Below are 26,734 nucleotides of genomic sequence, written 5' to 3' on the forward strand. Positions count from 1 at the left end.
GCGGCGGGTCTCTACCGGGCCCGGATCAGGCGGACGAGCTCTTGCGGATGGTTCGTAATGATGGAGGCGACGCCGAGCTTCAGCATACGCTTCATCTGGGCCGGGTCGTTCACCGTCCATACGTATACTTCCTTGCCGTATGCCGCAGCTTCCTTCACGAACGGCTCCTCCACCAGCGGGTAGGCGATGGAGACGACGTCGTAGCTTTTGTCCCGAAGGATGCTCTCCATGCTCGCAGGCTTCTCGCCTACGATCAGACCGGTTTTGATCTGCGGGTCCAGGCGTTTGACCGCGGCGAGCAGCAACTTGTCGAAGGAAGTGACCGTGCACTCGCGGACGGCACCGTGAAGCTGGAGCAGACGTACGGTTTCCTCGGCGAGCCGGCGGCCGTGGCCGTTGTTCTTGAGTTCGATGTTGAGACGGATCCTATCCTTGGCGGCCTGCAGCGCTTCATCCAGCGTCGGTACGCGCTCGGATGCAAAGCGCTTGTGGAACCAGGCTCCGCCGCTGGCGTTCTTCAGTTCGGCGGACGTCAGCGTCCAGATGGGCTTGTCGATCCCTGTGGTTCGGAGGACACTGTCGTCGTGCATCAGCATCACCACGCCGTCGGCGGCCTCCTGCACATCAATCTCGGCATAACCCGAGCCATCAAGGATGGCCTGCCGGATCGAAGCCAGCGTGTTCTCCGGCGCTGCCGCAGAGCTTCCCCTGTGAGCGGTCACTTGGTCGTATGTTACGATCCGCGTCGTTGCCGCAGGCGGCTCGGCGGTCAGGCCTGCGGTGAGCAGCAGGGTCAGCAGAAGCAGTGTTTTGTGCAAGGGGCCTCTCCTCCATTCCGTGAAACCACCCGTTTACGGTTTCCCGGGAGCGGCCTCACGAACCCAAGATACCATAGAAAATTTAGGAAAGATTTAGAAGGGGAACGACTTTGGGCCCGCCTTGCTAACACTTTTTTAACAAGCTCCATGGGCAGCTTCCCGTGGTATAATATGGGTATCTTATCGGAAGAAGAGAGGAAACTTGATATGGGGAAATCGTTCGAATCCATCCTCCCGGAGCACCGGGAATTCATCTCAAAGCAGCGGATGTTCTTCGTAGGCTCGGCCCCGCTCGGCGGCGAAGGACATGTGAACCTCTCGCCCAAAGGCTATGATGCGTTCCGCATTCTGTCGCCAAACGAAATCGCCTATCTGGATTTGACGGGGAGCGGGAATGAGACAAGCGCCCATCTGCAGGAGAACGGGAGGATTACGGTCATGTTCTGTGCCTTCGACGGCGCGCCGAACATTCTGAGACTGTACGGCAAAGGGGAGTGCGTGCTGCCGGGTTCGCCGGCGTGGGGCAGGCTCTCTCCCCTCTTCGGGGAGATGCCCGGAGTAAGGCAGATCATCCGTGCGGACGTCTATCAGGTGCAGACCTCCTGCGGGTACGGCGTGCCCCTCTACCGGTATGAGGGCGACCGGGAGACGCTGAAGAAGTGGGCGGAGGTCAAAGGTCCGGAGGGCGTGGATGCGTACCTGCGGGAGAAGAATACGCGGAGTCTGGACGGTCTGCCCACCCCGCTTGGGGACCGGTTCCGGGAGGAAGAAGGGCAGCGGAGCTCCTGAGTCATAAGCGATAAGCGCTTCGGCGTCCTTCCCTGAAAGTGCTCCGCAGGTTTACTGCATCGTCATGACAAAACAGCAGGCTGCCGTGAATCGGGCGGCCTGCTGTTTTGTTGTTTGCGGCGGTGTTGTATAAAGACAGATGCTTCTTGGGTTGTCAGGTCAGGGCGAACATGGCGCAAATGGCAACAATCGGAGCGACGAAGAACAGGACAGCCAGCCGGATGGTAATGATATCCTCTTGTGAAAACAAGGCAATCGCCTCCTTCATAAACGTAACAACCCAGTATATGCTGAAGTTTACAAAAAGATGTGTGTGATTTTACGCTGCGTTAACAATTCGTCGGGCCGAGGCTTTACTCCTTTGTGGAAAAAGCACTAGTTTTGTCGGAAGGAGAAAGAAAGACTATGGCTTGCAAAAGACATAATTCCGAGTATAATACTAGGTAAAATATGTTTTATGGGGGAGGTTCGGCGGGATGAGCGGGGAGAGCAGCGGATGGAAGAGGGCATGGATGGACGATTACCTGGACTTATACAATTTTGCGAAGGCCTGCGGGGATGAGGCTTGGCAGGCTGATATTCTAGGGACGCTCCGTTCGCACCGGGGCCACATACGGCGGGAGGAACAGGCAGCGCTGAGGGAAAGCCTGTGGCGTCAGTTCGATGCCTTGAATATGCGGCTGCTGGAGCTTCACGTGCAGCTGCGGGAACCGGTGCCGGCGGAACAGCGCGCGGTGCTGCAGCGCAGAATCCGGGAGCTTAAGGTGGAGCGGATCCGGTTGACCAACCGCATCTGCTCTTCGCGCAGAGAGGCCGGAGTGAAGGACGCCCGCCGCAAGGGGTGAGCTTGCCGGCTGGCCGGCCTTACTGCCGCAAGGGGCTGTCCCAAAAGGCATGTAATGATTTTTGATTCCCACTTTGAATAGGATTTCAACGATAAAAACGACCTCCTTCTCCACTTAACAATGGATTTTGAGGTCGTTTTTGGGTTGTTCCCATCTGCTGGGAACACTTCTGGGACAGCCCCTTGCTGTGAGGCGCCCGCCCCGCAAGCGCTCGCTGCTCGGTGACGCGCCGGCGGGCTACTTCCCGCGATGCCGGGAATCTGCACCGTGAGGCCTCCTCAGCTTCCCCCGCCGCACCCGGAGGAGCAGCTCGAAGAGGAAGAGCAGCTGGACGAGGAACAGCTGGAGGAGGAACAACTGGAGGAAGAAGAACAGCCGGACGAAGAACAGGATGAACCGTCGCTCCCGCCGCCAGAGTCTCCACCGCCAGAGTCTCCACCGCCGCCGTTCCCCCCGCTATCGTCTCCGCCGCCGGGCTCATGCGGCCCATCGTCATAGGGGCCGCCGTAGGTGCCTCCCGAGCCGGCATTGGACTGGTCCTGCTCCCGCCGCTGGGCCTCTTCTTCGGCGATCTCTCCGCCCATCAGCTCGTCGAAGTCGATGAGCTCCGCCGCTGAGTAGAACATCAAGGCGCCGGCGAGGTAGGGCATATAGTCCGAAGAATGGTAAGCCGGCCGGGCGGTTTCGTATGCTTCGCCGTCCCCTGGCTTCACCGCCTGCCGGCGGGCCCGGGCCGCCAGCTGCCAGGCCGCTTCACGGATTTCGGGATAGCGGCCCGCTGTCTTGCCGTTGAAGAGCCGGCCGGCCAGCTCTTCCTCCCCGGCCGACCGCAGCTCCGCAAGCAGGGCAGAGGGGAGCGGGTGGCGGAAGAAGGGGCCCCAGATCCGGTCGGAATACGGCGTATGCACGAATAGATTCGCATACACCCAGTCGAACCAGGCCCGGCCTCCGGGATCCGGCTGTCCCCCGGTATGGGGCGCATGATGGATCGTCGAGCCAATGAATACTTCGCCGAAGGCTTGATACTCGCGGGTGAACATCAGCATCTCATGCCAGATATCGTCCACCTTGGAGCTGAACATCGGCACATCCCGCAGCACGGCGGTCATCAGAAAATACCGCTTCAGCTCCAGGAAGGTCCAGTCGAATTCGGCGCCCGTCATCTGAGGGCTGCGGCTCATGACTCTCTGGCGCAGTCTCTCCGTATAGCTGCCGCGAAGCGCGTCTTCGAGTCTAGCCGCCGCAGGAGTGAGCGGACTATCCGGCTGCAGGCCGAGTCCGGCGGGCAGCGGTGAAGCTTTGTAGGACAGGCGGGCGGGTGCGGGCCGCCTTGGCTTCGAGGGGGGAGAGCCTCCGAAGCTTCTTCTTTCAAACCGGCCTTGGCGCATGTAACGCCGCTGGTTGGAAGCTGCTTTGGCTGCAATGAGAGCAAAAACAAGAAAGAATAGAAGAGGAAACAAAATGACAATCATCGGCAGCATAGGTAGCCTCCTTGGCTAGAGGGATGCCTCCATTGTAACATATTCCAGAAGAAGCAGGATTTTTGCCAGTTTTTGGTACTGGACAGTGCATTCCATCTATTTACAAAACAGTAATTCACCTGGTATGATTCAATTAATACTGAATGGTCAGTATTAATCCTGGATTGGAGAAAGGGAGGGTGAATTATGGCGCGTGCCCATCAGCCCGATGCCCGACGGAGAATTCTGGATGCGGCCGTCACGGTATTTGCCGAACACAGCTTTGAGGGAGCGCGAGTGGATCAGGTGGCGAAGACGGCCGGCGTGCCCAAGTCGCTGATCTATTACCACTTCAAGAGCAAAGAGGAGATTCTGGAGGTGCTGTTCGGGGATTTTATCGGGGAGTATAAGGAGCTGCTCCGGACAGCCGGAGGCAGCGGGGACGGTTCGCAGCCGCAGGACCTGGCCGGAAGGTTGACCGGCCATTATCAGGCATTTGCCTTCCGCAATAAGGACCTCATCCGGATTATGTTCATCGATTCGCTCAAGAAGTCGGAACGCAGCCCCGTGATTTTTAAAATAGTCGAAGCGATGCTGGAGAAAGAGGGAAGGCCCGAAGAGGAGGCGCCCTGCAACGATGACCGGCAGAAGAGGCTGGTAGCCGAATTCTTCACCGGCGTGGTTCCTCTGTACGCCTACCTGTGCTTCTCCGATGCGTGGGCGGATCATTTTGGCGTAGAGAAGGGACGGCTCGGTGAGCTGTTCCTGGACGTCTTCGGGGAGACGCACGGCACTTACCATTCATGAAGGAGAGGCGGGAAGGCATGACATATCTCAGAAGCGATATGAAGTCCGTATCGGATCCGGCATACCTCCAGGGAATCAAGCAGCACTTGAGGGATCAATTTCGGTGGGAGGGACGGACCGTGTCCGAGATCCGCCAGGCGGAGGAGGCGGCCATCGCCGCTCTTCCCGCGCTGGAGGGGGCGGAGGCAGAGAGGGCGGAGGGAAGCCCCGTTCCTGCCGAATGGGTCACCTCGCACGGGATAAAGGCTGAGGATGCGCCCGTCGTGCTCTACCTGCACGGAGGAGGGTTCATCGCGGGATCGTGCGCGACCCACCGGGATCTGGCGGCACGGCTCTCCCGCGCAAGCGGTGCGCGGGTCCTCGTACCGGCGTACCGCTTAGCGCCGGAGCATCTGTACCCGGCAGCTGGGGAGGATGCCATGGCAGCTTACCGGTGGCTGCTCGGCAGCGGAATTCCGGCGGCATCCGTCGTCATCGGAGGGGATTCCGCCGGCGGCACGCTAGCGCTCATGACCCTGCTCGCTCTGCGCGATGCAGGGGAGCCCCTGCCGGCGGGGGCCCTTCTGCTGTCGCCGCACACGGACTTTGTCCGTTACGACAGCCCAACCTACGTGAACCGGGCGGACCGGGATCCGACAGGGTCGCTGGACAGCTCGAAGCGCTGCGCGCAGGCGTATACGGGAGGAGTGGGGCTCGTTCCGCCGGCATTATCGCCGCTCTCTCAAGACTTAAGGCGGCTGCCCCCGCTTTTGATTCAAGTGGGCGGCGAGGAAGTGCTGCTCGGGGAGTGCGAGGCGTTCGCACAGCAGGCGGCTAAGGCTGGGACCGAGGCGGCGCTGGAAGTATGGGAGGGCATGTGGTGTGTCTTCCAGCAGCTGGCTGCGATGGTACCGGAGGGCGCGCTTGCCATAGAGCGCGCCGGCACCTTCATCCAAGAGCGGACGGCAGGACGGCCCAAGCGCGGTTAATGGCGGGGCGCCTGTCTATATATAGAAATCATTGGATATGGGATCATATGTTTGGTATAATGGATGGTGCTGCGCAGAAAGACCGGGCGAATGCCCGATGACTTGGGGAGAATCGAAAGACCATGCTGCAAAAAACACACAGTGCGGCCGGGCTTGTGGCCGCCGAATACGTACTGATGCACTTCCACATGCCCGTGTTCTCCTGGGAATCGGCTGCCGGACTGATGATCGGCTGTATAGCTGGGCCGCTTGCCGATGTAGACAAGAAGGGATCGACGATGGCCAAAGTCATCTTCCCGTTATCCGCCGCGCTGCGCCTGCTGAAGGTGCGGCACCGGACGATGACGCATTCGATCCTGTTCATGGCGGCGATGTTCGCTTTGTCATTGTCGCTCCCGGCGCCATTATTCTGGTGCTTCATGCTGGCCTATGCGTCCCATCCGCTGATCGATCTTCTGAACGAACAGGGTGTGGAACTCCTGTGGCCGCTGCGGATCAAATTCCGCCTCGTGCCGAAGTTTTTGGCCGTGGATACGGGCTCGGAGATGGAGACGGCCATCCGCTATCTGCTGTGCATCGTCTCCCTCGTTCTGCCTGTCCGCTATTATTTTCAATTGTAGAAGGAAGGCGGCCGCAGAGCCGCAGGATGTCCGAACACACGAAGAACGCTGCCTCCCCCTTATGCGACTCGATGGGGAATGCAGCGTTCTTCGTGTTGATTGCTGTGCGAGGACCGCAGGCCCTGCTGCGGATCTGTCCGCATAGGTAAGCCGGGTTATACGCCGACCTTGACTTGAGCGGAATTCACTTGCCGGGATTTACTTGGATGATGAAGACTGAGCCAGCCGGACGAGCAGATGGGCCAGGGCGTGCTGACGGTCTTTATCCGCTACCTTCCACAGCTCCTGCAGCAGCTTCTCTTCGCTGTTGCGCGGCTCTTCGTGGGATGCTAGGTAGCCGGCCACCTTCTCGGCGAGCACGGCCAGCTGCTCTTCGTTCAGGCCGATGTGCTCGGCCATCTCGATCCGCTTGGCGAGATAGCTCTTGAACGAATCGAAATTCTGGAGAATCTCGTCCTTGCGGGATTGATCCATGGTATTCAGAGCATTGTCTACCCGGTCCGGGGATAAGTTACCGTTCTTGTCAACGACATGATTCTGCTGTAAGGACATTTGTAACGCCTCCTTGAGGGTATCGTCTTGCAGGTGAGGGAGTGATGTCCTTCCTGCACAAGACCTACTTAACCGGGTTGTCCGGGATATGAATCAAAGGTCTGTCTCTATTGACAACACGGAACGGGGAGCATACTATGAATGGAGTGTATACCGGGTTGTGAAGTGGGTTTAAAGCTTGTTGACCAGACAACTGGAGGCAATCTTTCCGTAAGGGAGAGAGTGCCTCCATTTTTGGCGTGGGGAAATGGATAGAGGGCGGGGGCGGCTTATGACCGGATGGAAACGAAATATGTGGATTTTGTGGACGGGTGTGCTCCTGTGCTCGGCGAGCTATACGATGTGCGTGCCCTTCCTGCCGTTGTTCCTGTTCGACCTCGGGGTGACCGGGGCGCAGGTGCATCTGTGGGCTGGAGTGGTGCTGTCTGCCGCATTCCTGGTGGGCGTGGTCATGGGTCCCCTGTGGGGCATTCTGGCGGACCGCTACGGGAAGCGCAAAATGATCGTGCGGGCCGGCTTGTCCCTGGTGCTGGTTTATGTGCTGTTCACTGTGGTCCGCAGCCCTTGGGAGCTGCTCGGGGTGCGGCTGCTTCACGGCTTCGTTGCCGGCTTCATACCGGCCTCCATGGCGCTGGTCGCTTCGACGGCGCCGAAGGAGAAGCTCGGCGAAGCGCTGGGACTCATGCAGGCGGCAGCGATGTCGGGAGGCATCTTGGGGCCGCTGCTCGGCGGCGTGCTCGCTTCGGCCTTCGGCATGAGGCCGTCGTTCGCAGCCGCGGCCCTTATCGTGGGACTGGCTTCGGCTGCCGTCATCCTGTTCGTGAAGGAAGCACCCGCGGGCGCTGGCCCTGGCGATGCGATGACGGAGGAGGAGGACGCAGACCGGACGGCGGCGCCATCGACGCTGAGGCACTGGATCCGCAGCCCCCTGCTGCTGGGTCTGCTCGGGCTCTTGTTCGTGTACCAGCTCGCGGTGAATACGATTCAGCCGGTCCTCTCGCTCCATCTGGCCGAGCTCCAGGGCGGGATGAAGGACGCGGCCCTGACCTCAGGCATCGTGCTCGCGCTGACCGGGGCGGCCGGCATTCTCGCATCGCCATGGTGGGGCCGCAGAGAGGCCGCCTGGGGAGGGCGCCGTATTCTGCCCGTATGTCTGGCGGGAGCCGGGAGCCTGATGGCCCTCCAGGCGCTGGTTCCGTCCGCCCTGATCTTCTCGGGCGTACAGTTCGCGTACGGCCTGTTCCTAGCGGGCATCGTGCCGACCGTGAACACGCTGATCATGCGGCACACGAATGCGGGCTCCCGGGGCCGCTCGTTCGGGCTCACCTCGAGCGCCAACCAGCTTGGCGGGCTGCTCGGTCCCCTTGCGGGCGGCGCGCTCGGCATCTGGCTCGGCAGCCGCTGGGTATTCGCCGCAGTAGGCGCGGTGCTGCTGGCGGCCGCGGCATTCTTGTCCTGCTTCCAGGCCTGGCGCAGCCGTACCCTTCTCCGGGCGGCGTCGCAGCAGGCCGCTGTCCGGGAACGCACCGACCTCCTGTCGTGAGTCCGGTGCGGAGTCATGCGTTCCGGATGGAGCCGCAGAAAGGCATCAAAAACCCTTTCAAAGTCGGACTATTCCGGTGGGGAGTGTAAGAATGGTTTGACGAGCAAATTCGACCAGTGGTAAGATGCCAATAGCCTGTTTTTCAGCATGAGGTGCGGCTGATTTTGGCAAACTACAGAGAAACTGATGTGGAGGACGTAAGCTATGAAACAAAAATGGACATCCGTCGTGCTGCTGATGGCAGTGCTCACGCTTCTCATGACGGCCTGCGGAACGAAGAATCCGGCACCAGGCACGGGAACGACCGCACCGGAAGGAACGGCGAAAGAAGGCAGCCCGGCCCCTGCGGCGGGAGCCAATGCGCTCGAGACGATCAAGAAGAACGGCAAACTGCGTGTCGGTACGGAAGGCACCTACGCTCCGTTCACTTTCCACGATAAGGACGGCAAGCTGACCGGATTCGACGTGGAGATCGCGGAGGAAGTGGCGAAGCGGCTCGGCGTTCAGGCCGAATTCATCGAGACCAAATGGGACGGCATGTTCGCGGGCCTCGATGCAAAGCGTTTTGATATCGTCGCGAACCAAGTATCGATCAAGGAAGACCGCAAGGTGAAGTACGATTTCTCCGACCCGTATATCGTCTCCAAAGCGGTGCTTATCGTACATAACGACAACCAGGACATCAAAAAGCTCGCGGACCTCAAAGGCAAGAAGTCCGGCCAGTCGCTGACGAGCAACCTCACCGAGATCGCGAAGGCGAACGGTGCCGAGATCGTGCAGACGGACGGCTTCAACCAGGCGATCGACCTGCTCATGTCCAAGCGTATCGATGCCACGATCAACGACGGCCTCTCGTACCTCGACCTCAAGAAGCAGAAGCCGGATGTGGCGATCAAGGTAGTGGACGAGACGACGGAAGCAACGCCGAGCGCCCTGCTCCTGAACAAAGGCAACACGGAGCTGCGCGATGCGATCAACAAAGCGCTGACCGATATGAAGAGCGACGGCGCTTACCTGAAGATTTCGGAAAAATATTTTGGGCAGGATGTGTCCAAGTAAAGGTTGTTACCTATGGATGACAAAACCCAGAGACTGATCGACATATTCACCGACTCCTTTCTACCCCTGCTGAAGGCAGGGGTAGCTTTTACGATTCCGCTGACGCTGATCTCTTTTTCGCTGGGACTGATTCTTGCCTTCCTGACCGCCCTTGCGCGAATGTCCTCCTTCCGGCCGCTGGCGCTGCTGGCCAGCTTCTATGTGTGGATTATCCGCGGAACGCCGCTGCTCGTGCAGCTCTTTATCATTTTCTACGGCCTTCCGGCCATAGGGGTGACGCTGGAGGCTTTCACGGCCGCCGTGATCGGATTCACGCTCAGCGTCGGCGCCTACTCCTCGGAGATTATCCGTGCCGCGATCCAATCGATTCCGAAGGGGCAGTGGGAAGCGGGCTACTCGCTCGGCATGACGCGGGGACAAGCCCTGCGCCGCATCATTCTGCCGCAGTCGGTCCGGGTGTCCGTGCCGCCGCTGTTCAACTCCTTCATCTCGCTGGTGAAGGATACGTCGCTGGCGGCGACGGTCACGGTGACGGAGCTGTTCCAGAAGGCGCAGCAGATCACGGCTACGGTGTACGAGCCGCTTCTGCTCTACTGCGAAGCGGCGCTGATTTATTTGATCTTCAGCACGGTGCTATCCAGCCTGCAGAACCGGCTCGAGAAGCGGTATGACCGCACTTCGGCCAGATAGAGGTGAACCATGACAAGCAGCGGCCATGCCATGCTCGAAATGAAGGAATTGACCAAATCGTTCGGACCGACCCAGGTCCTCAAAGGGATCGACTTATCGCTTGCGGCGGGCAAGGTGCTCGCGATCATCGGCCCGTCGGGTTCGGGGAAGACGACGCTGCTGCGCTGCATGAATCTGCTCGAGACGCCGTCCGGCGGCACGCTCCGCATCGGAGATCTGCATCTGGATTACAGCGTCAGACCGCTGCCGAAGCAGGCCGATGTGCTCCGGCTCCGCAAGAAGACCGGGATGGTCTTCCAGTCGTATAACCTGTTCCCGCACATGACAGTGGTTCAGAATGTGATGGAGGGACAGGTTACCGTCCAGAAGAGGCCGAAGGAGGAAGCGCGGACCCGGGCGCTTGCGCTGCTCGGCAAAGTGGGGCTCGGGGAGAAGGCGGATGCCTATCCGCACGAGCTCTCCGGCGGGCAGCAGCAGCGGGTCGGCATCGCCAGGGCGATGGCCGTCGAGCCCGAGCTGCTCTTGTTCGACGAGCCGACCTCCGCACTCGACCCCGAACTCGTGGGAGAAGTGCTCAAGGTCATCAAGGAGCTGGCGTCCGAGGGCAGAACGATGGTGATCGTGACGCACGAGATGAAGTTCGCAAGCGAAGTCGCCGACCGGGTGATACTTATGGATGACGGCCGGATCGTCGAAGAGGGCAGTCCGGATCAGGTATTCAACCGGCCGAGCAGCGACCGGACGAAGCTGTTCCTCTCGCGGCTGCAGACGCAGGTATAGGGCGTCGGCTAGGTCACCTGGACTCGCGCGTCAGCATCATACAACGGCAGCATCGTAGGCAGTTCATCGCCTATGCAGTATCATGACAAGCAGCACATCAGGCGCAGTATCACTATACTAGCCTCAACAAAAGCCTCATCGGCAAAACACCACCATCGCACGCATTACCGGACGCCGCGTCCTTGAACGCATGCGGCGTAACAGGGGGTGCGGCATCACCGCCAAAAAGCCTCATCCGCAGCAGGGTTGCCCTTCTGCAGATGAGGCTTTTTGAACTATCAGAAGCATAATTTCGCGCATCGTCCTTTAAAGGACGGCACATAGAATGCAGCCGCGGCCCTGCGATACGGTGTGGGAGCTACCTCGCCGCGCCCGCTTCCGGTCTGCCGGCATCGGCCGGCTGCTGAGGCAGGCCCGCTTCGGGAGCATCGGCCGGCTGTTCCCCAGATTGAAGCAGGTACATCTGATAGTAGCGTCCTTGCCCTGCCATGAGCTCGGCATGATTGCCGCGCTCCATGATGTGGCCGCGGTCCAGGACGAGGATCGTATCGGCATTCTTGATCGTCGACAAGCGGTGGGCGATGATGAAGGTCGTACGCCCGCGCTTCAGCACCTCAAGGGCCGATTGGATGACGGCTTCCGTCTCGGAATCGATGCTGGCGGTGGCTTCGTCGAGAATCAGGATCGCCGGATCGAAGGCGAGCGCGCGGGCGAACGAGATCAGCTGGCGCTGGCCGGCGGACAAGGTGCCGCCCTTCTCGATGACCGGCTCGTCGATCCCGCCGGGGAGAGCCGAGAACATCTCGTAGGCTCCGACATCGCGCAGCGCTCTTTCGACCTTTTCCCGGGAAATATTCGGGTCCCCGAGGGACACGTTGGACGCAATCGTGCCGGTGAACAGGTAGGGATCCTGCAGAACGATACCCATGTGCTGCCGGAGCAGCTGATGCGGGATGCCGCGGATATCGTTCCCGTCGACCGTAATGCGGCCCTGCTGGGGATCGTAGAAGCGGAAGAGCAGGTTGAGGATCGAGCTCTTACCCGAGCCGGTGTGGCCGACCAGTGCGACGGTCTCGCCCTGACGGGCTTCGAAGGAGATGTTATTCAGTACGGTCTCGTTCTCCTTATAAGCGAACGACACGTCCTGGAAGCTGACGTCTCCCCGGTAGCGGTCGAGCCTGCCGTCCGCGACATCCGTACCCTCTTCGTCGAGAAGTTCGAATACCCGGTTCGCAGAGACCAGGGCGGTCTCGAGGTTGCTCAGCTGGTTCACGATGCCGACGATGGGTTGGAACATGCGGTTCATGTAATCGACGAAGGCGTAGAGAACGCCGATCGTGACGGCTGTGCCGAGCAGGCCCCCGCCGAACATCCAGATCACTCCGAGGAAGATGATGTTGCGGATGACATTGACAAGATTATGCGATGTGATGGAGTTGAGGCTGAGCAGCTTGTTCTGGTACGTATAATACTCGCCGTTCAGCTCTTCGAATTCCCGCATCGTCTGCCGGCCCTGGCGGAAGGCGCGGATGATCGGCATCCCGCCGATTGCTTCGTTGATCATCCCGTTGATGTCGCTGAGCCGCGAGCGGATCTCCTCGTTGTACCGCTCCGCGAAGCGGCGGTAGATCTTGATCCACACGTACAGCAGCGGGAAGAGGGGCAGGGCGATCAGCGCCAGCCGGGTATCGAGCAGGAACAGGGCGCCGATGATCGCAGTCATATAGATGATGCCGGAGAAAAAGTTGGCGAGCACCGCGACATACAGCTCCCGGATCGATTCCGTATCGTTGGTGACCCGGGAGACGACCTTGCCCGCAGGGAGGTTGTCGAAGTAGGGGATTGGCAGCCGCTGCACCTGCGCGAACACATCCTCGCGCATCCGGCTGATGATCCGGTTGGCCGAGATCTGCAGCAGGTAGCGCTGGCCGTAGGTGAACAAGGCGCTGAGCACGAGCAGGCCGAAGTAGCCGGCGGCCAAGAGCAGCAGCGGGTTGAACTCCGGCGCATAGAAGGCGTAGAGCTCCCCGGCGGACAAGGCGCGGGCGGGATAAGCATGCTGCTGTCCGTCCGCGGACGTGACAGTCATCTCCGGCTGCCCGCTGTCCGGGATATGGACGGACCGGGTTCCGTCGCCCGCGAACGGCCCTTCCGCGAAGTAATAGGTGAGGCCGCTCTGGATGATGCGGACCTCGGTGCCGGGCGTCTCGCCGGGCAGCCAGTGGTCGATCCGTTTGTAATGCTTGCCGCCGTAGGCGGCGGTATATTCGCCGGGCTCCGCGGCCTGGTGCCAGGCCAGCTCGATGCCGAGGATATGCCGGTCGATCATGCGTTTGGCGATCAAGGGACCGGCAAGCTCGGCACAGGCGGCCAGCGTGAGCAGCGCCAGGGCGATCAGGATAGGCCGGCGGAACAGCAGGGCATAGCGGAACAGTCTGGCGCCGGTGCGGCGTGATGCGGTATTCATCTGGGGTTCACCCTCTTATCTTCTTGAAATATATCTTATTAGGCTGGGGATACGGCGGATTCGAGCTGCTGCCGGTCGTACTGTTCTTTGTACCAGCCTCCGAGTGCCAGCAGCTCTTGGTGCGTACCGGCCTCAGCGATCCGTCCTTCGTCGAGGACGAGGATCAGGTCCGCATGCTGCACGGCGGAGAGGCGGTGGGTCGTGATCAGCGTCGTCCGGCCGGCCCGCTCCCGGCGGATGCCGGCGATGATCTCGGCTTCGGTCTTCGCATCGACGGCCGATAGGGCATCGTCGAGCATGAGAATCTCGGGATCCGCGATCAGCGCCCGGGCAATCGAGACGCGCTGCTTCTGCCCGCCGGAGAGGGCGACGCCCTTCTCGCCGACGAGCGTCTGCAGGCCTTGGGGCAGGAAAGCGATATCCTTGGCGAAGGAGGCGAGCTCGAGAGCCTTGCGGAGTTCGTCGTCCCCTGCGCCGGGCCGCCCGAACAGGATGTTCTCGCGGATGGTCCGTGAGAACAGTATCGGCTGCTGGGGCACATAGCCGATCCAGCCGTGGAGCACGTCCGGATCGATCTCTTCCACCGCCGTGCCGGAGATTGTGAAAGATCCGCTGCCGGACGGGTATTCGCGGAGCAGCTGCTTCAGCAGCGTCGTCTTGCCGCTGCCGGTCCGTCCGACGATCCCGAGGGTCTCGCCCCGGTGCAGCTCGAAGGAGATATCGACGAGATTGTCGATCGGCGAAGAAGGATAGCGGAACGAGAGTCCCTGCATCGCGATGGTATCGGGCCGAGCTACCTCTACCGGGGCGGCAGGCCCCGGTACGTCGGGCTCGTAGGCCAGCGTTTCGTTCACCCTGTCGAGCGAGGCGCTGCCGCGCTGCATGATGTTGATCAGCTCGCCGATGGCGAACATCGGCCAGATCAGCATCCCGAGGAAGACGTTGAACGAGACGAGCTCACCGAGCGTCAGCTCCCCATGGAACACGAGATAGGCACCGTAACAGAGTCCGATCAGGTAGGAGAGGCCGACCAGGATTTTGATCGTAGGCTCGAAGAGGGCGTCAATGCGGGCGACATCGGTATTCTTATCGAATACATGCCGCGTCATCTCGCCGAATTGCTCCCGGCTCGCCTTCTCCTGGACGAACGCACGGATGACGCGCACGCCCCCGATCGTCTCGAGCACGCTGTCATTCATCTCGCCGAACGCCTGCTGGGCATCCGTGAACCGCTGGTGGATGCGTCCCCCGAACTGCTGGATGAGCAGCGCCATCAGGGGGAGCGGCAGCAGGGAAGCCAGTGTAAGCTTCCAGGAGATGAAGACGGCCATGACAGTCAGGATCGTCAGCATGAAGATGCTGGAGTCGATCAGGGTGAGAATGCCGAAGCCGGCGGTGGTCGAGACGGCGCGCAGGTCATTCGTCGCGCGGGCCATCAGGTCGCCGGTCCGGTTGCGCTCGTAGAACGTCGGTGTCATCCGCAGCAGCTGCTTCATCAAGGACGTGCGCAGCGTGCGTTCCAGTACGAACGCGCCGCCGAACAACTGGCACATCCACACGTAGTTGATGAGATAGCCGATGACCGTGAGGGCTCCCCACAGGGCTAGCACGCCGTAGAAGGCGGAGCCGCCGAGCGTCCCTTGGTGGATTCCGTCGATGGAATAGCCGATAAGCTTGGGAGGAATCACGTCGATGATGCCGGCGATGGCTAAGAGGCCGATGGCGATAGAGTAACGGCGCCAGTGAAGCTTGAAGAACCAGCGCAGTTTGAAGAGCACATTCAGCATAGGGGAAGCTCCTTTCGGGGTGCCAAAAAATCAAAAAGGCATACCGCCACTTCTATCGCGGTACGCCTTCGGAGCGGTTCCTCCCGGAATCCCAGGCAGCGGGAGTATCCGGCAGGACGCGCAAAAAGGCGCACAGGCTACGAGGGTATCGTAACCGGTGCGCCGCATTTCTCTTCTAAGGTGCTGTCCCCTTAAGGCAGGAGGGCACGCGAAGGAAGCGGGACGGTTACGCCGCAGACGAAGCGATGGAAGATGACAAAGCGGTGGGGCCGATCATTCCCTGGAGTGTGCATAGTACAGCCGTCCTTTCCCGTAAACTGGAAGATATCTACTGGAGTCACTTTACCATCCCGCTTTCGGACGTGTCAACGGGAAAGAATCGTTATACTCAAAGCTTCCGGAGATGGTGCCGCCGGGACGTAGTCCTGTCCTGCGCTTTGCCCAAGAGACCCAAAAAGGACGCCTGCCGAATCGTCGGAGGCGTCCTCTAGGGGTGTCGGAGCTTATTTAGTAGAGAACTTGCTGACCATATCTCGCAGCTCCATGGCCATCTCGCTGAGCGACTGGGAAGAGTTCGAGACTTCGTCCATGGACTGCTTCTGCTCGGAAGTCGCGCGCGATACTTGAGCGAGCTGGTCTGCAGCTTCCTTGGTCACATGAAGCATCTCGGACATCGACGCGGCGACTTCCTCCGTGCCCGCGGAGAGCTCCTGCGAGGCGGCCGATACTTCCTGGATCTGGTCGCTGACGGACCGTACCGAACGGAGCACGTGCTCGAAGATCTCGCCGACTTTGGAGACTTGGCCGACGCCTTCGTTCATCATGTCCACGCCCACGCTTACGGTACTGGATACCGTGCGGGTGTTGTCAAGAATGGAGGAGACAATCGCCGTGATGCGCTCGGCTTCCGTACGGGTCTGCTCCGCGAGTTTCTTAACTTCCGTCGCCACGACGGCGAAGCCTTGGCCGTGTTCGCCGGCCCGTGCCGCTTCGATCGAAGCGTTCAAGGCGAGCAGGTTCGTCTGCTGGGCGATGCCGCGGATGACATCGATGATCTCGCCGATCGTATTGGACTGCTGCTCGAGCGACTGGACGGCTGTCGCCGTTTGGCGAACCGTAGTGCCGACAGCCGTCATTTGGCGGATCGCCGCCTGTACTTCCGAATGTCCGCTGCTCACCTCATGCACGACTTCGCTGGTCGCCTCCGAGACGCTGGAAGCCGATTCGGCGATTTTCTCGATGCCTGCTGCCATTTCGTTCATCGTAATATGCGTCTGGCTTGCACTGTCATACTGCGATTCGGAGCCCTTGGCCATCACAGTGACGGAACGGTTCACCTGTTCGGATGCGGCTGCCGTCTGCAGGGATGTGGCTGTGAGCTCTTCCGACGAAGCGGCGACAATCTCGGAGGATTCCGATATTTTGCCGATCAGGACGCAGAACGAATCAAGCATGCTGTTGATATTGACCTTCAAGGTCTCGATCTCGTCTTCTCCGCGAATCTCCAGGCGGCCCGCGAGGCGGCCTCCGGCTACTTCCTTCATCAAGGAACTGATGCGCAGCAGCGGGGCGGCTATGAACCGGGCCACGATCAGCGCAATGCAGGTAACCAGAATCAGGGCGACCGCCATAATGACAAGCGCGGTTACGCGGGTTTTGTTGACGGGGGCGTAGACTTCTTTCTCAGGAGCGATAATGACCATTTTCCAACCGGTGGTGGCAACCGTATCATAGGCTGCCGCATAGGAGGCCTTGTCGGCTTCCGTATAGGTCATGATGCCGTTCGTATGTCCCAGCACTGCGCCCTCGAAGCCGGTGTCGGCGTCGCCGAGCAGTTCCTTGACGGGCTTGCCTACCCGCTCCGCTTCCCGGTGGATCAGATAGGTGCCGGTCGAGGACAGGAGATAGCCGTAGCCGCTGCCCTGCTTGATGCTGCTGACCATGCCGACGAGGTCGGCCGGGGAGAGCAGCATCTGCAGCATGCCGGCGAACTCGCCGTTGTCTTTCTTGAACGGCATGTCGATGATAATGACGTTCTCGCCGGTTGCCGCTGATTTGCGGATGTCGGATACGGCGGTCTTCATGGTGCTTTGGGCGGCTTTGAAATTATCGAACTTGGAGACATCCACCACACTGCCGTCAATGCGGTGGGATTGTCCTGCCGGGCTTACGTAATTGAACGCCTGGACGTCCGGGTCAGCCTCTTGCATGATCTTCAGCACCGGCACGATGAGGGCGGCATCGCTCTGTTTGAATTCCGGATGGGCGTCAATCACGCGCTGGGCACGGGTGATCTTCCCCTTCAGCCAGCTGTCGATATTGGCTGCGCTGAGCTGGGCCAGTGCCGATTGATTGCCCTTGGTCGATGTTTCCATCGCGTCGGTGGATGTCGTCATGAGCAGTCCGCTGGAGACGAGCAGCGGCAGCATGGAGACCGACAGCAGAAGCGCGATGATCTTCGCCCGGACTGATTTGCCGAACACGTTCTTCATGATATGGAGTCCTCCTGTAAGCCCAACTGAATGGGATAAGTGTATAAGTGATATCCTCTATGTCGGCAGGGGGAGGGGGCCGGGTGAAGAGTGAATCCTTGGATAAGTGCACGAAGAGGCGGAAGATCGTGCGGCCCATGGACCTATTGCGGGCTGCGGCGCCAGAAGGTAGAGTGAAGTGGATGGGCTCCATCCTACACCTAAGCAGCAAGAAAGGAAGATGATTTTATGCCGATGCTCGATATGCCGCTGGACCGCCTGAAGACCTATCAAGGCCGCAACCCCCGCCCGGACGATTTTGACGCTTATTGGGAAGCCGCCCTGGAAGAGATGAGAAGCATCGACCCCGAGGTCGAGCTGGTGCCCTCGGACTTCACGGTACCGTTCGCCGACTGCTTCGACTTGTACTTCACCGGGGTGAGGGGTGCCCGCATCCATGCCAAATACATAAGGCCCAAAGCGGGAGAAGCTCCCCATCCGGCCATCCTGCACTTTCACGGATACACGGGCAGCAGCGGAGATTGGCAGGATAAACTGCCTTATGCGGCTCTGGGGTTCGCCTATGCTTCGCTGGATGTCCGCGGCCAGGGAGGGCGCTCCGAAGATACCGGCGGGGTCAAAGGGACAACCCACAACGGGCACTTCATCCGGGGGCTGGACGACGAGCCGGAGAATCTGCTGTTCCGTCACATCTTCCTCGATACCGCCCAGCTCGCTGCAATTGTGATGGGCTTCCCTGAAGTGGACGAAGGGCGAGTAGGGGCGACGGGCTGGTCGCAGGGGGGAGCGCTTACCCTGGCTTGCGCAGCCCTGGAGCCGCGCATCAAGAAGGCGGCGCCGGTGTACCCGTTCCTCAGCGACTACCGCCGTGTGTGGGAGATGGACCTCGCCAAGGATGCCTACGCGGAGCTGCGGACGTATTTCCGCCATTTCGATCCCCAGCACGAGCGGGAAGAGGAGATTTTTACGAAGCTCGGGTATATCGACATCCAGCATCTGGCCCCGCGCATCCAAGCGGAGACATTGGCCGGGGTGGGTCTGATGGATCCGATCTGCCCGCCTTCGAGCCAGTTCGCCGCGTTCAACAAAATCACGGCACCGCTACGGCTGGAGATCTTCCCCGATTTCGGGCACGAGGGCCTGCCGGGACTGCACGATAAAATTTTTCAATTCATGAAGGAGTTGTAAGCCGGAAAGGAAGGGGAGTGCGTCGTGCCCTGAGGAATCGCTGGCTTGCATGCTCGGCGAAGAGACCTGTGCCTTGTTGGGGCAGGTCTTTGGGGTCCATAGATAAGAACTTCTATCTCGCCATGGCTCGATCCTGTCTTCTTATATATCTTATCAACGCGCATCATCCTTAAAGGACGGCGAAGCCGTTGATCTTATGTCAGGGATGGTTATGGAAGGACGGGCCCCGAGGAATCGAAAGTGGCCGTAACCGTTGCGGCGCAAGCAGCGGATGAGGTTCTTCATGCGGTACTGTGGAAGGCGCCTGGCCTAAGGCATGCTGGATGGTTAAACGTGACGAGGATGGAATAAAGGAGTCCGCCCTTAGTCTACGCCCGTCTTGTCTGCTCTATTCTCCGGTTACTCCGCTCCGGCGGCGCATACAACAGGCAGGCTTCAGGCTAGAATAAGCCCGAAGAAGAATCGATACGGAACCTGCCGCCAAGACCAGAGGCCCCTGGGACCAACTCCCGGCGGGCACCCGGCTCGGCGATGCGGAGATGGCGGCGATCACGGCCGCCGACGTATCCATGGGGCTGGTTGTCTCAGCGAAGAATCTTGGGGATGTCGGTGCGCGAGGATATCGGGGCGCTGTTCGCCAAGAATCATGCCTCCAAAGCGGCGCTCGGCGTCAAGATGCTGAGACTCAGCAAAGAAAAAAGTCTGGCTGATTCCGCCGCCTCTTCACTTTGATGCCGGAAAATTTTGCGCGGGTGTAAGGTGTCAGGGGACTGGAAGCGTGATACACTGGGAGCAGGTCATCCTTTCTGATCTGGAGGGGAGGTCCGGCGATTCCATGAGGAACGCAGAGCATTTGAACCGCCTGCTCCTTCGAGCCCAAGAGTTAAGGGAGCATCAGAGCAAGCTTCAGCATATGGTTGCGAGCAGTCATACGGAGCTGATTCTGAACAGAACGCTGCTGAGGCACAACCGTGAATTGATGCAGCATCTCAAAGCCCGTGTTCTGGAGACGAGAAACCGGGATCTGATGTAGGGGAGCAGCAACAGGAATTACGGAACGAAAAACCCGGAAGACGGCCGAGAGGAAGCAGCGGCCGCGCTTTCGGGTTTATTTGGCTTGTTCCGGGACCAAGAGCTGGGGTCTTCTGCGCAAAAGGATTGCGGTTTCCTACGCAATAATATATTATTATGTACAAATATATTTTTGTGTAAAAGGAGTGTTTATCCAATGAACCTGCTGATTCTCGGGGGCACCAAGTTTCTTGGCTATCATGTCGTAAAGGCAGCGCTGGAGATGGGACATGAGGTAACGACGTTCAACCGGGGACTTACCGATAAGGAAGCGCATACCGGTGTCGTGCAGCTTTACGGGGATCGGGACGGGGGGCTCGACGTGCTGCGAAGCGGCCGATGGGATGCGGTTATCGATACCTGCGGCTACCTGCCGCGCCTCGTCCGGGCTTCAGCGGAGGAGCTCGCGGAGCGGGTAGGTACGTATACGTTCATCTCCAGCGTCTCGGCTTACCGGGACCTGAGCGTGCCGCTCGTTCATGAACGCAGCGCGGTGCAGCTTCTGGAGGATGAATCCACGGAGGACATCCCGAACCATTACGGCGCCCTGAAAGCCCGCTGCGAGCAAATACTGGAGAGCCTCATGCCAGGACGAGTCCTGACGATCCGGCCCGGATTGATCGCAGGTCCGAAGGATCCCTCGGACCGCTTCACCTACTGGGCGGTGCGCATGGCCCGCGGCGGGGAGATGCTCGCCCCCGGCACCGGGGACAGCGAGGTGCAGTTCATCGACGTCCGCGACTTGGCGCAGTGGACAGTGGCCATGACCGAAGCCGGGCGGACCGGCGTATTCAATGCAGCGGGGCCCGGCAGCCGGCTGACGATACGGGAGCTGCTGGGACGGGGACGGGAAGCGCTCGGGAGCCATGCCGCTGTGACTTGGGTAGATGAAGCGTTCCTGGCGGAGCAGGGAGTCGCGGGGTGGAGCGATATGCCGGTATGGCTGCCTGCCCAAGGGAAGAACTCCGAATTCAAGGGCATTCTGCAGGTGGATTGCCGGAAGGCGCTGGAGGAGGGACTGACCTTCCGCCCGCTAGAGGAGACGGTCAGGGATACCGTGAGCTGGCATGAAGAGCACCGGGGCGCAGCGGAGCTGAAGGCCGGCCTGCCGGCTGCGCGCGAGCGGGAGCTGCTGGCCTTATGGCACACGAGGCCGGCCGGAGGGCAGACCGGGGAGGCGAACGGATAGACAGGGAGCCGCAGCCGTTGGTTAGGGAAGCGGCCGGGATAAAGACGAACAGCGGCAGGATAGCAGGCAGAAGGACAGAAGGCGGGCATCTCCGGAAGGAGAGTGCCCGTTTTTTAGGTTGGGGCACGGTTTTTAGGGTCCATATTTACGAAAACGGTTTCGGATGATAGAGTCATTTTTAACAGGGATTATATTCAAAAGACTTCGCAGCTCTGCAGGAGGCTTCGAGTATGTTACGAAACAGGTTTCGTAGATGATGCTTTCGCCGCAGGTGCTCCTCGTGTTCTTATGGATTCCCTGTATTTCAACCGCTTGTGATAGCGCTGTCATTTCGGAGATGCCTGTCTTACGAAGGGAAGGAGGGAAGAAACCGAACGGATGCGAGAAGCAGCACCACACACAAACGGAGACCATTAGGAGGTTAACCATGAAGAAGATTGTATCGCTGGCCCTCTCGGCCGTACTCGCCGTAGGGCTGCTGCCGGGCGCGGGCCAAGCGTTCTCCGGGGAAGTGCCGCTCGGCTCGGGCAGCTATTCCACCGTCCTGCCCGCAGGCGCGGCGGATGTGCAGTCGCAGATCTACAAGAGCGGGAACGTCACGGGCAAAATGCCGACCAACGACTGGTGGAGCTCGCTGGCCTGGACGCAGTACTCCGAAGCGCAGTATCCTCACCCGCTCGCGGTCAAGAACCAGAGCGACGGCTTCCGGATCTATAACCCTTCCAGCCGCATTACCGCCAACTCTTCCTGCGTCTGCGGCTGGATCAATGACATTCACGATTTCACCGTAGGCCATACGGGCAGCGGCAGCTTCCCGGATGCGAAGGTCGACGGGTTCAGCGACTGGTTCGTGAAGGCGCAGTACCAGAATGGGGCAAGCTCGATGAACGTGTCCTACGGGCACGGCTCCCCGTACGTCTACTTCACGTTCGGCGGCGGCAATCCGCAGCTGAAGTTCTACACGCCGCCGGCCGTCTGGTCCGGCAGCGCCGGCAGCAGCGTGCTCGGCATTACGATCGAAGGCGCGCACTATGGCCTCTTCGGCCCGACGGGCAGCACGTGGTCCGGCATCGGGACGAATACGCTGACCAACGCGCTGAACGGCAAGAACTACTTCTCCATCGCGGCGCTGCCGAACAATACCGCGGCGACGCTTGACAAGTTCAAGCAGTACGCGTATGCCCATGTGACGGACACGAAGATCAGCTACGGCTACAACGCGGCTGCCGGCGAAGTCACCACGACGTTCAACTATACGACGACGGCCAAGGAAGGCACGCAGGCGGGGACGATCTTCGCCCTGTATCCGCACCAGTGGAAGAACGCTTCCCAGGCGCTGCTGCCTTACACGTACAACTCCGTTCGCGGCACGATGAAGACGGCGGAAGGCTCTTCCTTCACGACCCGCATGAAATTCACGGGCGTCTTGCCGGCGCTGCCGGATAAGGGCACATACAACAAAGCGACGCTCGGCGGCTACGTCAATGAGGAAGAAGCGCTGGCCTATACGGGCGGGACGGATACATACTGGCTAGGCAAGCGCCTCGGCAAGCTGGCCACGCTGGCGCCGATCGCCGACCAGGTGGGCGACACGGCCGCTTCCGGCAAGTTCCGCACCGAGATCAAGAACCGTCTGCAGGACTGGTTCAAAGCGAGCGATGCGGGCGGCAATCTCAAGGCCGACAATGTGTTCTACTATAACAACAACTGGGGTACGGTCATCGGCTATCCGGCGAGCTTCGGCAGCGACGGCGAGCTGAACGACCACCATTTTCACTATGGCTATTACATCAAGGCGGCGGCGGAGATTGCCCGGACGGACAAAGCATGGGCTTCGAGCTGGGGACCGATGGTCGAACTGCTCATCCGCGACATCGCGAACTGGAACCGCAATGACACGATGTTCCCGTTCCTGCGCAACTTCGACCCGTATGCCGGCCACTCCTGGGCTTCCGGCCATGCGAGATTCGGCGACGGCAACAACAACGAATCGTCCTCTGAAGCGATGAATGCCTGGTCCGGCCTCATCCTGTGGGGCGAAGCGACAGGCAACACGGCGATCCGCGATCTCGGCGTCTATCTGTACACGACGGAGATGAATGCGATCAACGACTACTGGTTCGACGTACAGGACAACACGCATCCGGCCGCGTACACGCCGTCGGTGGTGACGATGATCTGGGGCGGCAAGGGCGCCAACGCGACCTGGTTCACCGCCAATCCGGAGCAGGTGCACGGCATCAACTGGCTCCCGATCACGGCCGGCCATCTTTATTTGACCCACTACCCAAGCTACGCGGCGAAGAATTATAACGCCCTCGCCAGCGAGAACGGGGGCACGAACTGGGATATTTGGCGCGACCTGATCTGGATGTACCGTGCGGTCTCTTCGCCGTCGGATGCGAAGACCCAGTTCGCAGCAGGCATCGGCTCCATGGCGACCGGCGGGGCCGAAGGCTCCGGCGGACCGGAGACCGGCAACTCCAAGGCGAACGCGTACCACTGGATCTATAATCTCGACGCGATGGGCAATGCGGATCCGTCGATTACGGCGAGCTCGCCGACGGCAGCCGTATTCAACAAGGGCGGCGTCAAGACGTATGTGGCGTACAACTTCGGCAGCTCTGCCAAGAACGTCACCTTCTCGGACGGTACCGTCGTCAGCGTGCCGGCGAACAGCTTCAACACCGGTAACGGGGGAGGCAGTGGCGGAGGCGGCGGAGATACCGCGGCGCCTTCAGCACCAGGCAGCCTTGTATCTACGGGCAAATCGTCCTCCAGCGTCACGCTGAAGTGGAACGCCTCGACGGATAACGTGGGCGTGACAGGCTATACGGTCAGCTATGGCGGGAGCAGCCTGAACGTCACCGGCACGACCGCGACGGTCAGCGGCCTGGCGGCGAACACGGCCTACACGTTCACCGTAACCGCGAAGGATGCGGCCGGCAATGTGTCCGCGGCCAGCAATGCGGTGACGGTGACGACGGATGCCGGCAGCGGCGGCGGAGGCGTAATCACGACGCCGGATTATACGGCAAGCGTGACGAAGACGTCCGCGACGCAGGCGAAGATCGCGTTCACGCCGGCTGTGAATGCGCAGTATGTCGATGTGCATTACACGGTGAACGGCGGCGGACAGCAGAACTTCCGCATGACGAAGAACGGCTCTGCGTGGGAGCAGCTGGTGGACGGGCTCAGCGCCGGCAGCGTGCTGAAGTACTGGTTCACGTACGAGAAATCCGGCCCGCAGTACGATTCGCCGCAGTACACTTACACGCAGCAATAACATGACAGATCCGGGTGCGGGGCTTGTCCGGAGTCCCGCCGCTCGGTTTTCCAATAGCTGCAGCCGGTCATTTGCCGGTGCCCCGCCCAAACTATTCCGATGAGGTGTATCCTATGAAACCTTTACGCTCCCGCACGCTCTTGTCCCGTACTGCAGCCGCACTGCTCGGCGGCGTTGTAGCCCTGACCGCTGTCCTCGGCCCGCTGCCGGCTCCGCGCGCTTATGCCGACCCGGCCTCCGCTTCCAATCAGGCGCTGATCTGGCTGAAGACCCAGCAGGATGTGACGGCCGGCCTTGCGTTCGACGGCCTGGTGGATTCCTTCGAGGACTATTGGGGTCCGAACAATCCGAAGCAGATCGTGTACACGTACGACCAGGCGGTGGCGGCGATTGCTTTTATTACGAAGGGGGAACGCGCCAGGGCCGAGAAGGTGCTGAACAAAATGCGCGATATCCAGGATCCGTCGGGCTTCTGGCTGAACTCCTACTGGTACAATAACGGGGCAGGCGAGGAGATCCGCAAGCACGTGGGACCGGTCGTCTGGATGGCGATGGCCGTAATGGCCTACGAGAAGCAGTACAACGACACGCGTTACCGCAGCATGGCCGTGAAGGCGCTGGATTGGTCGCTTCAATACAAGAAGCCGCACGGCGGCATCTCCGGCGGCTGGAGCGGCTGGACGAACGCCGACGAGCCGTGGACATCGACCGAGCATAATATCGACCTGTATCCGACGCTGCGGTATTTTGCTTCGGTGGAACCGGCCAAGGCTTCCGCCTACAGCAGCGCGGCGGACGGCGTGAAGCGCTTCCTCGACAATACCGTGTGGAACGACAGTCTGAAGCGGTGGAACGGAGGCTGGAAGGACAATACGGGCCTGATCGACCCGAACGTGCCGCTGGACGTCAATCCATGGGGCGTGCTGGCCTTGGGGCTCACAGGCACCCGCAGCTACCAGTCGAGCCTTGCCTATGTCGAGAATGCGAACGGTTCGCCGGGCACTCTCGCGAATCCGAAGTACAAGCAGACGCTGACGTACAACGACCAGGGCGGGGTCATGACCGCCTATGACTTCGACTGGAGCGACGAGGTGAAACCGGCCTACGACGACAACGGCAACCCGATCGGGAGCAGTGGCCCGGATATCTGGCTGGAGGGCTCGGCCTTCATGTCGGCGGCCTACTACTTGCAGGGCAATACCGCCAAAGCGGACAGCATCCTGAACGAGCTGGCCAAAAAGCAGGGCACGAGCGGCCCTTCCACCGGCGGTCTGCCGTACTCGCTGAAGGGAACCCACAACGGCTATTGGACGATGGCGCAGCAGAACTGCGTCTCAAGCACCGGCTGGTTCATTCTGGCGGCCCAGCGGTTCAACCCGTTCCAGGGCCAGTATATGACGGGAACCGGTGGCGGCGGCGGTGATACAGCGGCTCCTTCGGCACCAGGCGGCCTTGTCTCCACGGGCAAAACGGCCTCCAGCGTCACGCTGAAGTGGAACGCTTCGACCGATAACGTCGGCGTGACGGGCTACACGGTCGGCTACGGCAGCGGCAGCCTGAATGTGTCCGGCACGACCGCTACGGTCAGCGGCCTGGCGGCGAACACAGCCTACACGTTCCGCGTTACCGCACGGGATGCCGCCGGCAACGTGTCCCCGGCGAGCAGTGCCGTGACGGTCACGACAGATGCCGGCAGCGGAGGAGGTGTGATCACCACGCCGGATTATACGGCGGGCGTATCGAAGACATCCGCGGCCCAGGCGAAGATTGCGTTCACGCCGGCCGTCAATGCGCTGTATGTCGACGTTCACTACACCGTGAACGGCGGGCCTCAGCAGAATTTCCGTATGACGAAGAGCGGCGCGGCGTGGGAGCAGCTCGTGAACGGGCTCAGCGCCGGCAGCGTGCTGAAGTACTGGTTCACGTACGAGAAGTCCGGACCGCAGTACGATTCGCCGCAGTACACGTACACCCACTAGGGACTCTTCGGCGCTCCCGTACCAGGTATCGAGGCTGGTGCGGGGCCGTTGAAGCCCGCAAGATAAAAGAAAATCGTTAGCTTAACAAGTCGGCATCCGCAGATGTCCGGCTTGTTTGGTATGCAGGCAGGTAGAGACGTCAACGCAGCCTTCAGGAGCGGGCCAGCAAATAGAGATGTCAAGAGCGAGGGAGGAGAAGATTCGGCAGAGAAGGCAGGCAAAGCCGAGGCCAGTGGCAAGAGGCATGAGGGGGATGACAAGGGAATTGCGCTCGTATGGCAGTAAAGCAGGGAGAATGGCCGGATCCGTGAGAAGAGACGGGGAGCAAAGGAAACTTGTGCGGG

Annotated in this window: 21 protein-coding genes; 15 read left to right on the forward strand and 6 right to left on the reverse strand. The window is 60.4% G+C overall.

Annotated elements, in window-relative coordinates; all coding sequences use genetic code 11:
* Positions 1–11: 11 nt before the first annotated feature.
* Positions 12–818, reverse strand: a complete 807-nt coding sequence (locus tag O9H32_RS03955; protein ID WP_269864542.1) for a glycerophosphodiester phosphodiesterase — start codon at positions 816–818, stop codon at positions 12–14.
* Positions 819–1,025: 207 nt separating this feature from the next.
* On the opposite strand from O9H32_RS03955, the gene O9H32_RS03960 reads away from it, so the two are divergent.
* Positions 1,026–1,607 (forward strand): pyridoxamine 5'-phosphate oxidase family protein, encoded by a 582-nt coding sequence (locus O9H32_RS03960; protein ID WP_269864545.1) that lies wholly within the window; start codon positions 1,026–1,028, stop codon positions 1,605–1,607.
* A gap of 476 nt (positions 1,608–2,083) precedes the next feature.
* A complete protein-coding gene (locus tag O9H32_RS03965) occupies positions 2,084–2,452 on the forward strand; it encodes a hypothetical protein (RefSeq protein ID WP_269864547.1) in 369 nt (122 codons plus the stop codon).
* Positions 2,453–2,730: 278 nt separating this feature from the next.
* Here O9H32_RS03965 and O9H32_RS03970 read toward each other — a convergent pair whose 3' ends face one another.
* A complete protein-coding gene (locus O9H32_RS03970) occupies positions 2,731–3,933 on the reverse strand; it encodes a glycine-rich domain-containing protein (protein ID WP_269864549.1) in 1,203 nt (400 codons plus the stop codon).
* A 186-nt stretch (positions 3,934–4,119) separates the two neighbouring features.
* Here O9H32_RS03970 and O9H32_RS03975 point away from each other — a divergent pair, with 186 nt between their 5' ends.
* The 3 genes from O9H32_RS03975 (at position 4,120) to O9H32_RS03985 (ending at position 6,307) form a co-directional block, all read left to right on the forward strand.
* Entirely contained in the window at positions 4,120–4,719 is a 600-nt protein-coding gene (locus O9H32_RS03975; RefSeq protein ID WP_269864551.1) for a TetR/AcrR family transcriptional regulator, read from the forward strand.
* Between the two features lie 17 nt (positions 4,720–4,736).
* Positions 4,737–5,687, forward strand: coding sequence for an alpha/beta hydrolase (locus tag O9H32_RS03980; protein ID WP_269864553.1), 951 nt, complete (start codon positions 4,737–4,739; stop codon positions 5,685–5,687).
* Between the two features lie 122 nt (positions 5,688–5,809).
* Positions 5,810–6,307 carry a metal-dependent hydrolase gene (locus tag O9H32_RS03985; protein WP_269864555.1) on the forward strand — a complete coding sequence of 166 codons (498 nt, stop codon included), beginning with the start codon at positions 5,810–5,812 and terminating at the stop codon, positions 6,305–6,307.
* Between the two features lie 198 nt (positions 6,308–6,505).
* On the opposite strand, the gene O9H32_RS03990 is transcribed toward O9H32_RS03985, so the two are convergent.
* Positions 6,506–6,859: a DUF3243 domain-containing protein gene (locus O9H32_RS03990; protein ID WP_269864556.1), complete on the reverse strand. Its 354-nt coding sequence runs from the start codon at positions 6,857–6,859 to the stop codon at positions 6,506–6,508.
* A gap of 292 nt (positions 6,860–7,151) precedes the next feature.
* On the opposite strand from O9H32_RS03990, the gene O9H32_RS03995 reads away from it, so the two are divergent.
* The 4 genes from O9H32_RS03995 to O9H32_RS04010 all read left to right on the forward strand — a co-directional run bounded on the left by O9H32_RS03995 (position 7,152) and on the right by O9H32_RS04010 (position 10,931).
* Positions 7,152–8,402, forward strand: a complete 1,251-nt coding sequence (locus tag O9H32_RS03995; protein WP_269864557.1) for an MFS transporter — start codon at positions 7,152–7,154, stop codon at positions 8,400–8,402.
* Between the two features lie 204 nt (positions 8,403–8,606).
* The gene (locus O9H32_RS04000) at positions 8,607–9,461 is read left to right on the forward strand and encodes an amino acid ABC transporter substrate-binding protein (protein WP_269864559.1); all 855 of its coding nucleotides are present in this window, start codon (positions 8,607–8,609) and stop codon (positions 9,459–9,461) included.
* A 12-nt stretch (positions 9,462–9,473) separates the two neighbouring features.
* Entirely contained in the window at positions 9,474–10,151 is a 678-nt protein-coding gene (locus O9H32_RS04005) for an amino acid ABC transporter permease (protein ID WP_269864561.1), read from the forward strand.
* Positions 10,152–10,181: 30 nt separating this feature from the next.
* On the forward strand, positions 10,182–10,931 hold the full coding sequence (locus O9H32_RS04010) for an amino acid ABC transporter ATP-binding protein (protein WP_269864892.1): 750 nt from the start codon (positions 10,182–10,184) through the stop codon (positions 10,929–10,931).
* 358 nt (positions 10,932–11,289) lie between these two features.
* On the opposite strand, the gene O9H32_RS04015 is transcribed toward O9H32_RS04010, so the two are convergent.
* The 3 genes from O9H32_RS04015 to O9H32_RS04025 form a co-directional block, all read right to left on the reverse strand.
* The gene (locus O9H32_RS04015) at positions 11,290–13,398 is read right to left on the reverse strand and encodes an ABC transporter ATP-binding protein (protein ID WP_269864563.1); all 2,109 of its coding nucleotides are present in this window, start codon (positions 13,396–13,398) and stop codon (positions 11,290–11,292) included.
* Positions 13,399–13,436: 38 nt separating this feature from the next.
* Entirely contained in the window at positions 13,437–15,185 is a 1,749-nt protein-coding gene (locus tag O9H32_RS04020) for an ABC transporter ATP-binding protein (protein WP_269864564.1), read from the reverse strand.
* Between the two features lie 503 nt (positions 15,186–15,688).
* Entirely contained in the window at positions 15,689–17,677 is a 1,989-nt protein-coding gene (locus O9H32_RS04025) for a methyl-accepting chemotaxis protein (protein WP_269864566.1), read from the reverse strand.
* Between the two features lie 228 nt (positions 17,678–17,905).
* On the opposite strand from O9H32_RS04025, the gene O9H32_RS04030 reads away from it, so the two are divergent.
* The 6 genes from O9H32_RS04030 to O9H32_RS04055 all read left to right on the forward strand — a co-directional run bounded on the left by O9H32_RS04030 (position 17,906) and on the right by O9H32_RS04055 (position 26,390).
* Positions 17,906–18,865 (forward strand): acetylxylan esterase, encoded by a 960-nt coding sequence (locus O9H32_RS04030; RefSeq protein ID WP_269864568.1) that lies wholly within the window; start codon positions 17,906–17,908, stop codon positions 18,863–18,865.
* A 579-nt stretch (positions 18,866–19,444) separates the two neighbouring features.
* On the forward strand, positions 19,445–19,597 hold the full coding sequence (locus tag O9H32_RS04035) for a YvdQ family spore coat protein (protein ID WP_269864570.1): 153 nt from the start codon (positions 19,445–19,447) through the stop codon (positions 19,595–19,597).
* Positions 19,598–19,700: 103 nt separating this feature from the next.
* Complete coding sequence (locus tag O9H32_RS04040) at positions 19,701–19,898, forward strand: hypothetical protein (RefSeq protein WP_269864571.1); 198 nt, start codon at positions 19,701–19,703, stop codon at positions 19,896–19,898.
* 195 nt (positions 19,899–20,093) lie between these two features.
* Positions 20,094–21,125 (forward strand): NAD-dependent epimerase/dehydratase family protein, encoded by a 1,032-nt coding sequence (locus O9H32_RS04045; RefSeq protein WP_269864573.1) that lies wholly within the window; start codon positions 20,094–20,096, stop codon positions 21,123–21,125.
* 427 nt (positions 21,126–21,552) lie between these two features.
* Complete coding sequence (locus tag O9H32_RS04050; protein WP_269864574.1) at positions 21,553–24,411, forward strand: glycosyl hydrolase; 2,859 nt, start codon at positions 21,553–21,555, stop codon at positions 24,409–24,411.
* Between the two features lie 113 nt (positions 24,412–24,524).
* Complete coding sequence (locus tag O9H32_RS04055; protein ID WP_269864576.1) at positions 24,525–26,390, forward strand: fibronectin type III domain-containing protein; 1,866 nt, start codon at positions 24,525–24,527, stop codon at positions 26,388–26,390.
* Positions 26,391–26,734 lie beyond the last annotated feature (344 nt).

This window comes from Paenibacillus caseinilyticus, assembly GCF_027533645.1.
GTDB lineage: Bacteria > Bacillota > Bacilli > Paenibacillales > NBRC-103111 > Paenibacillus_G > Paenibacillus_G caseinilyticus.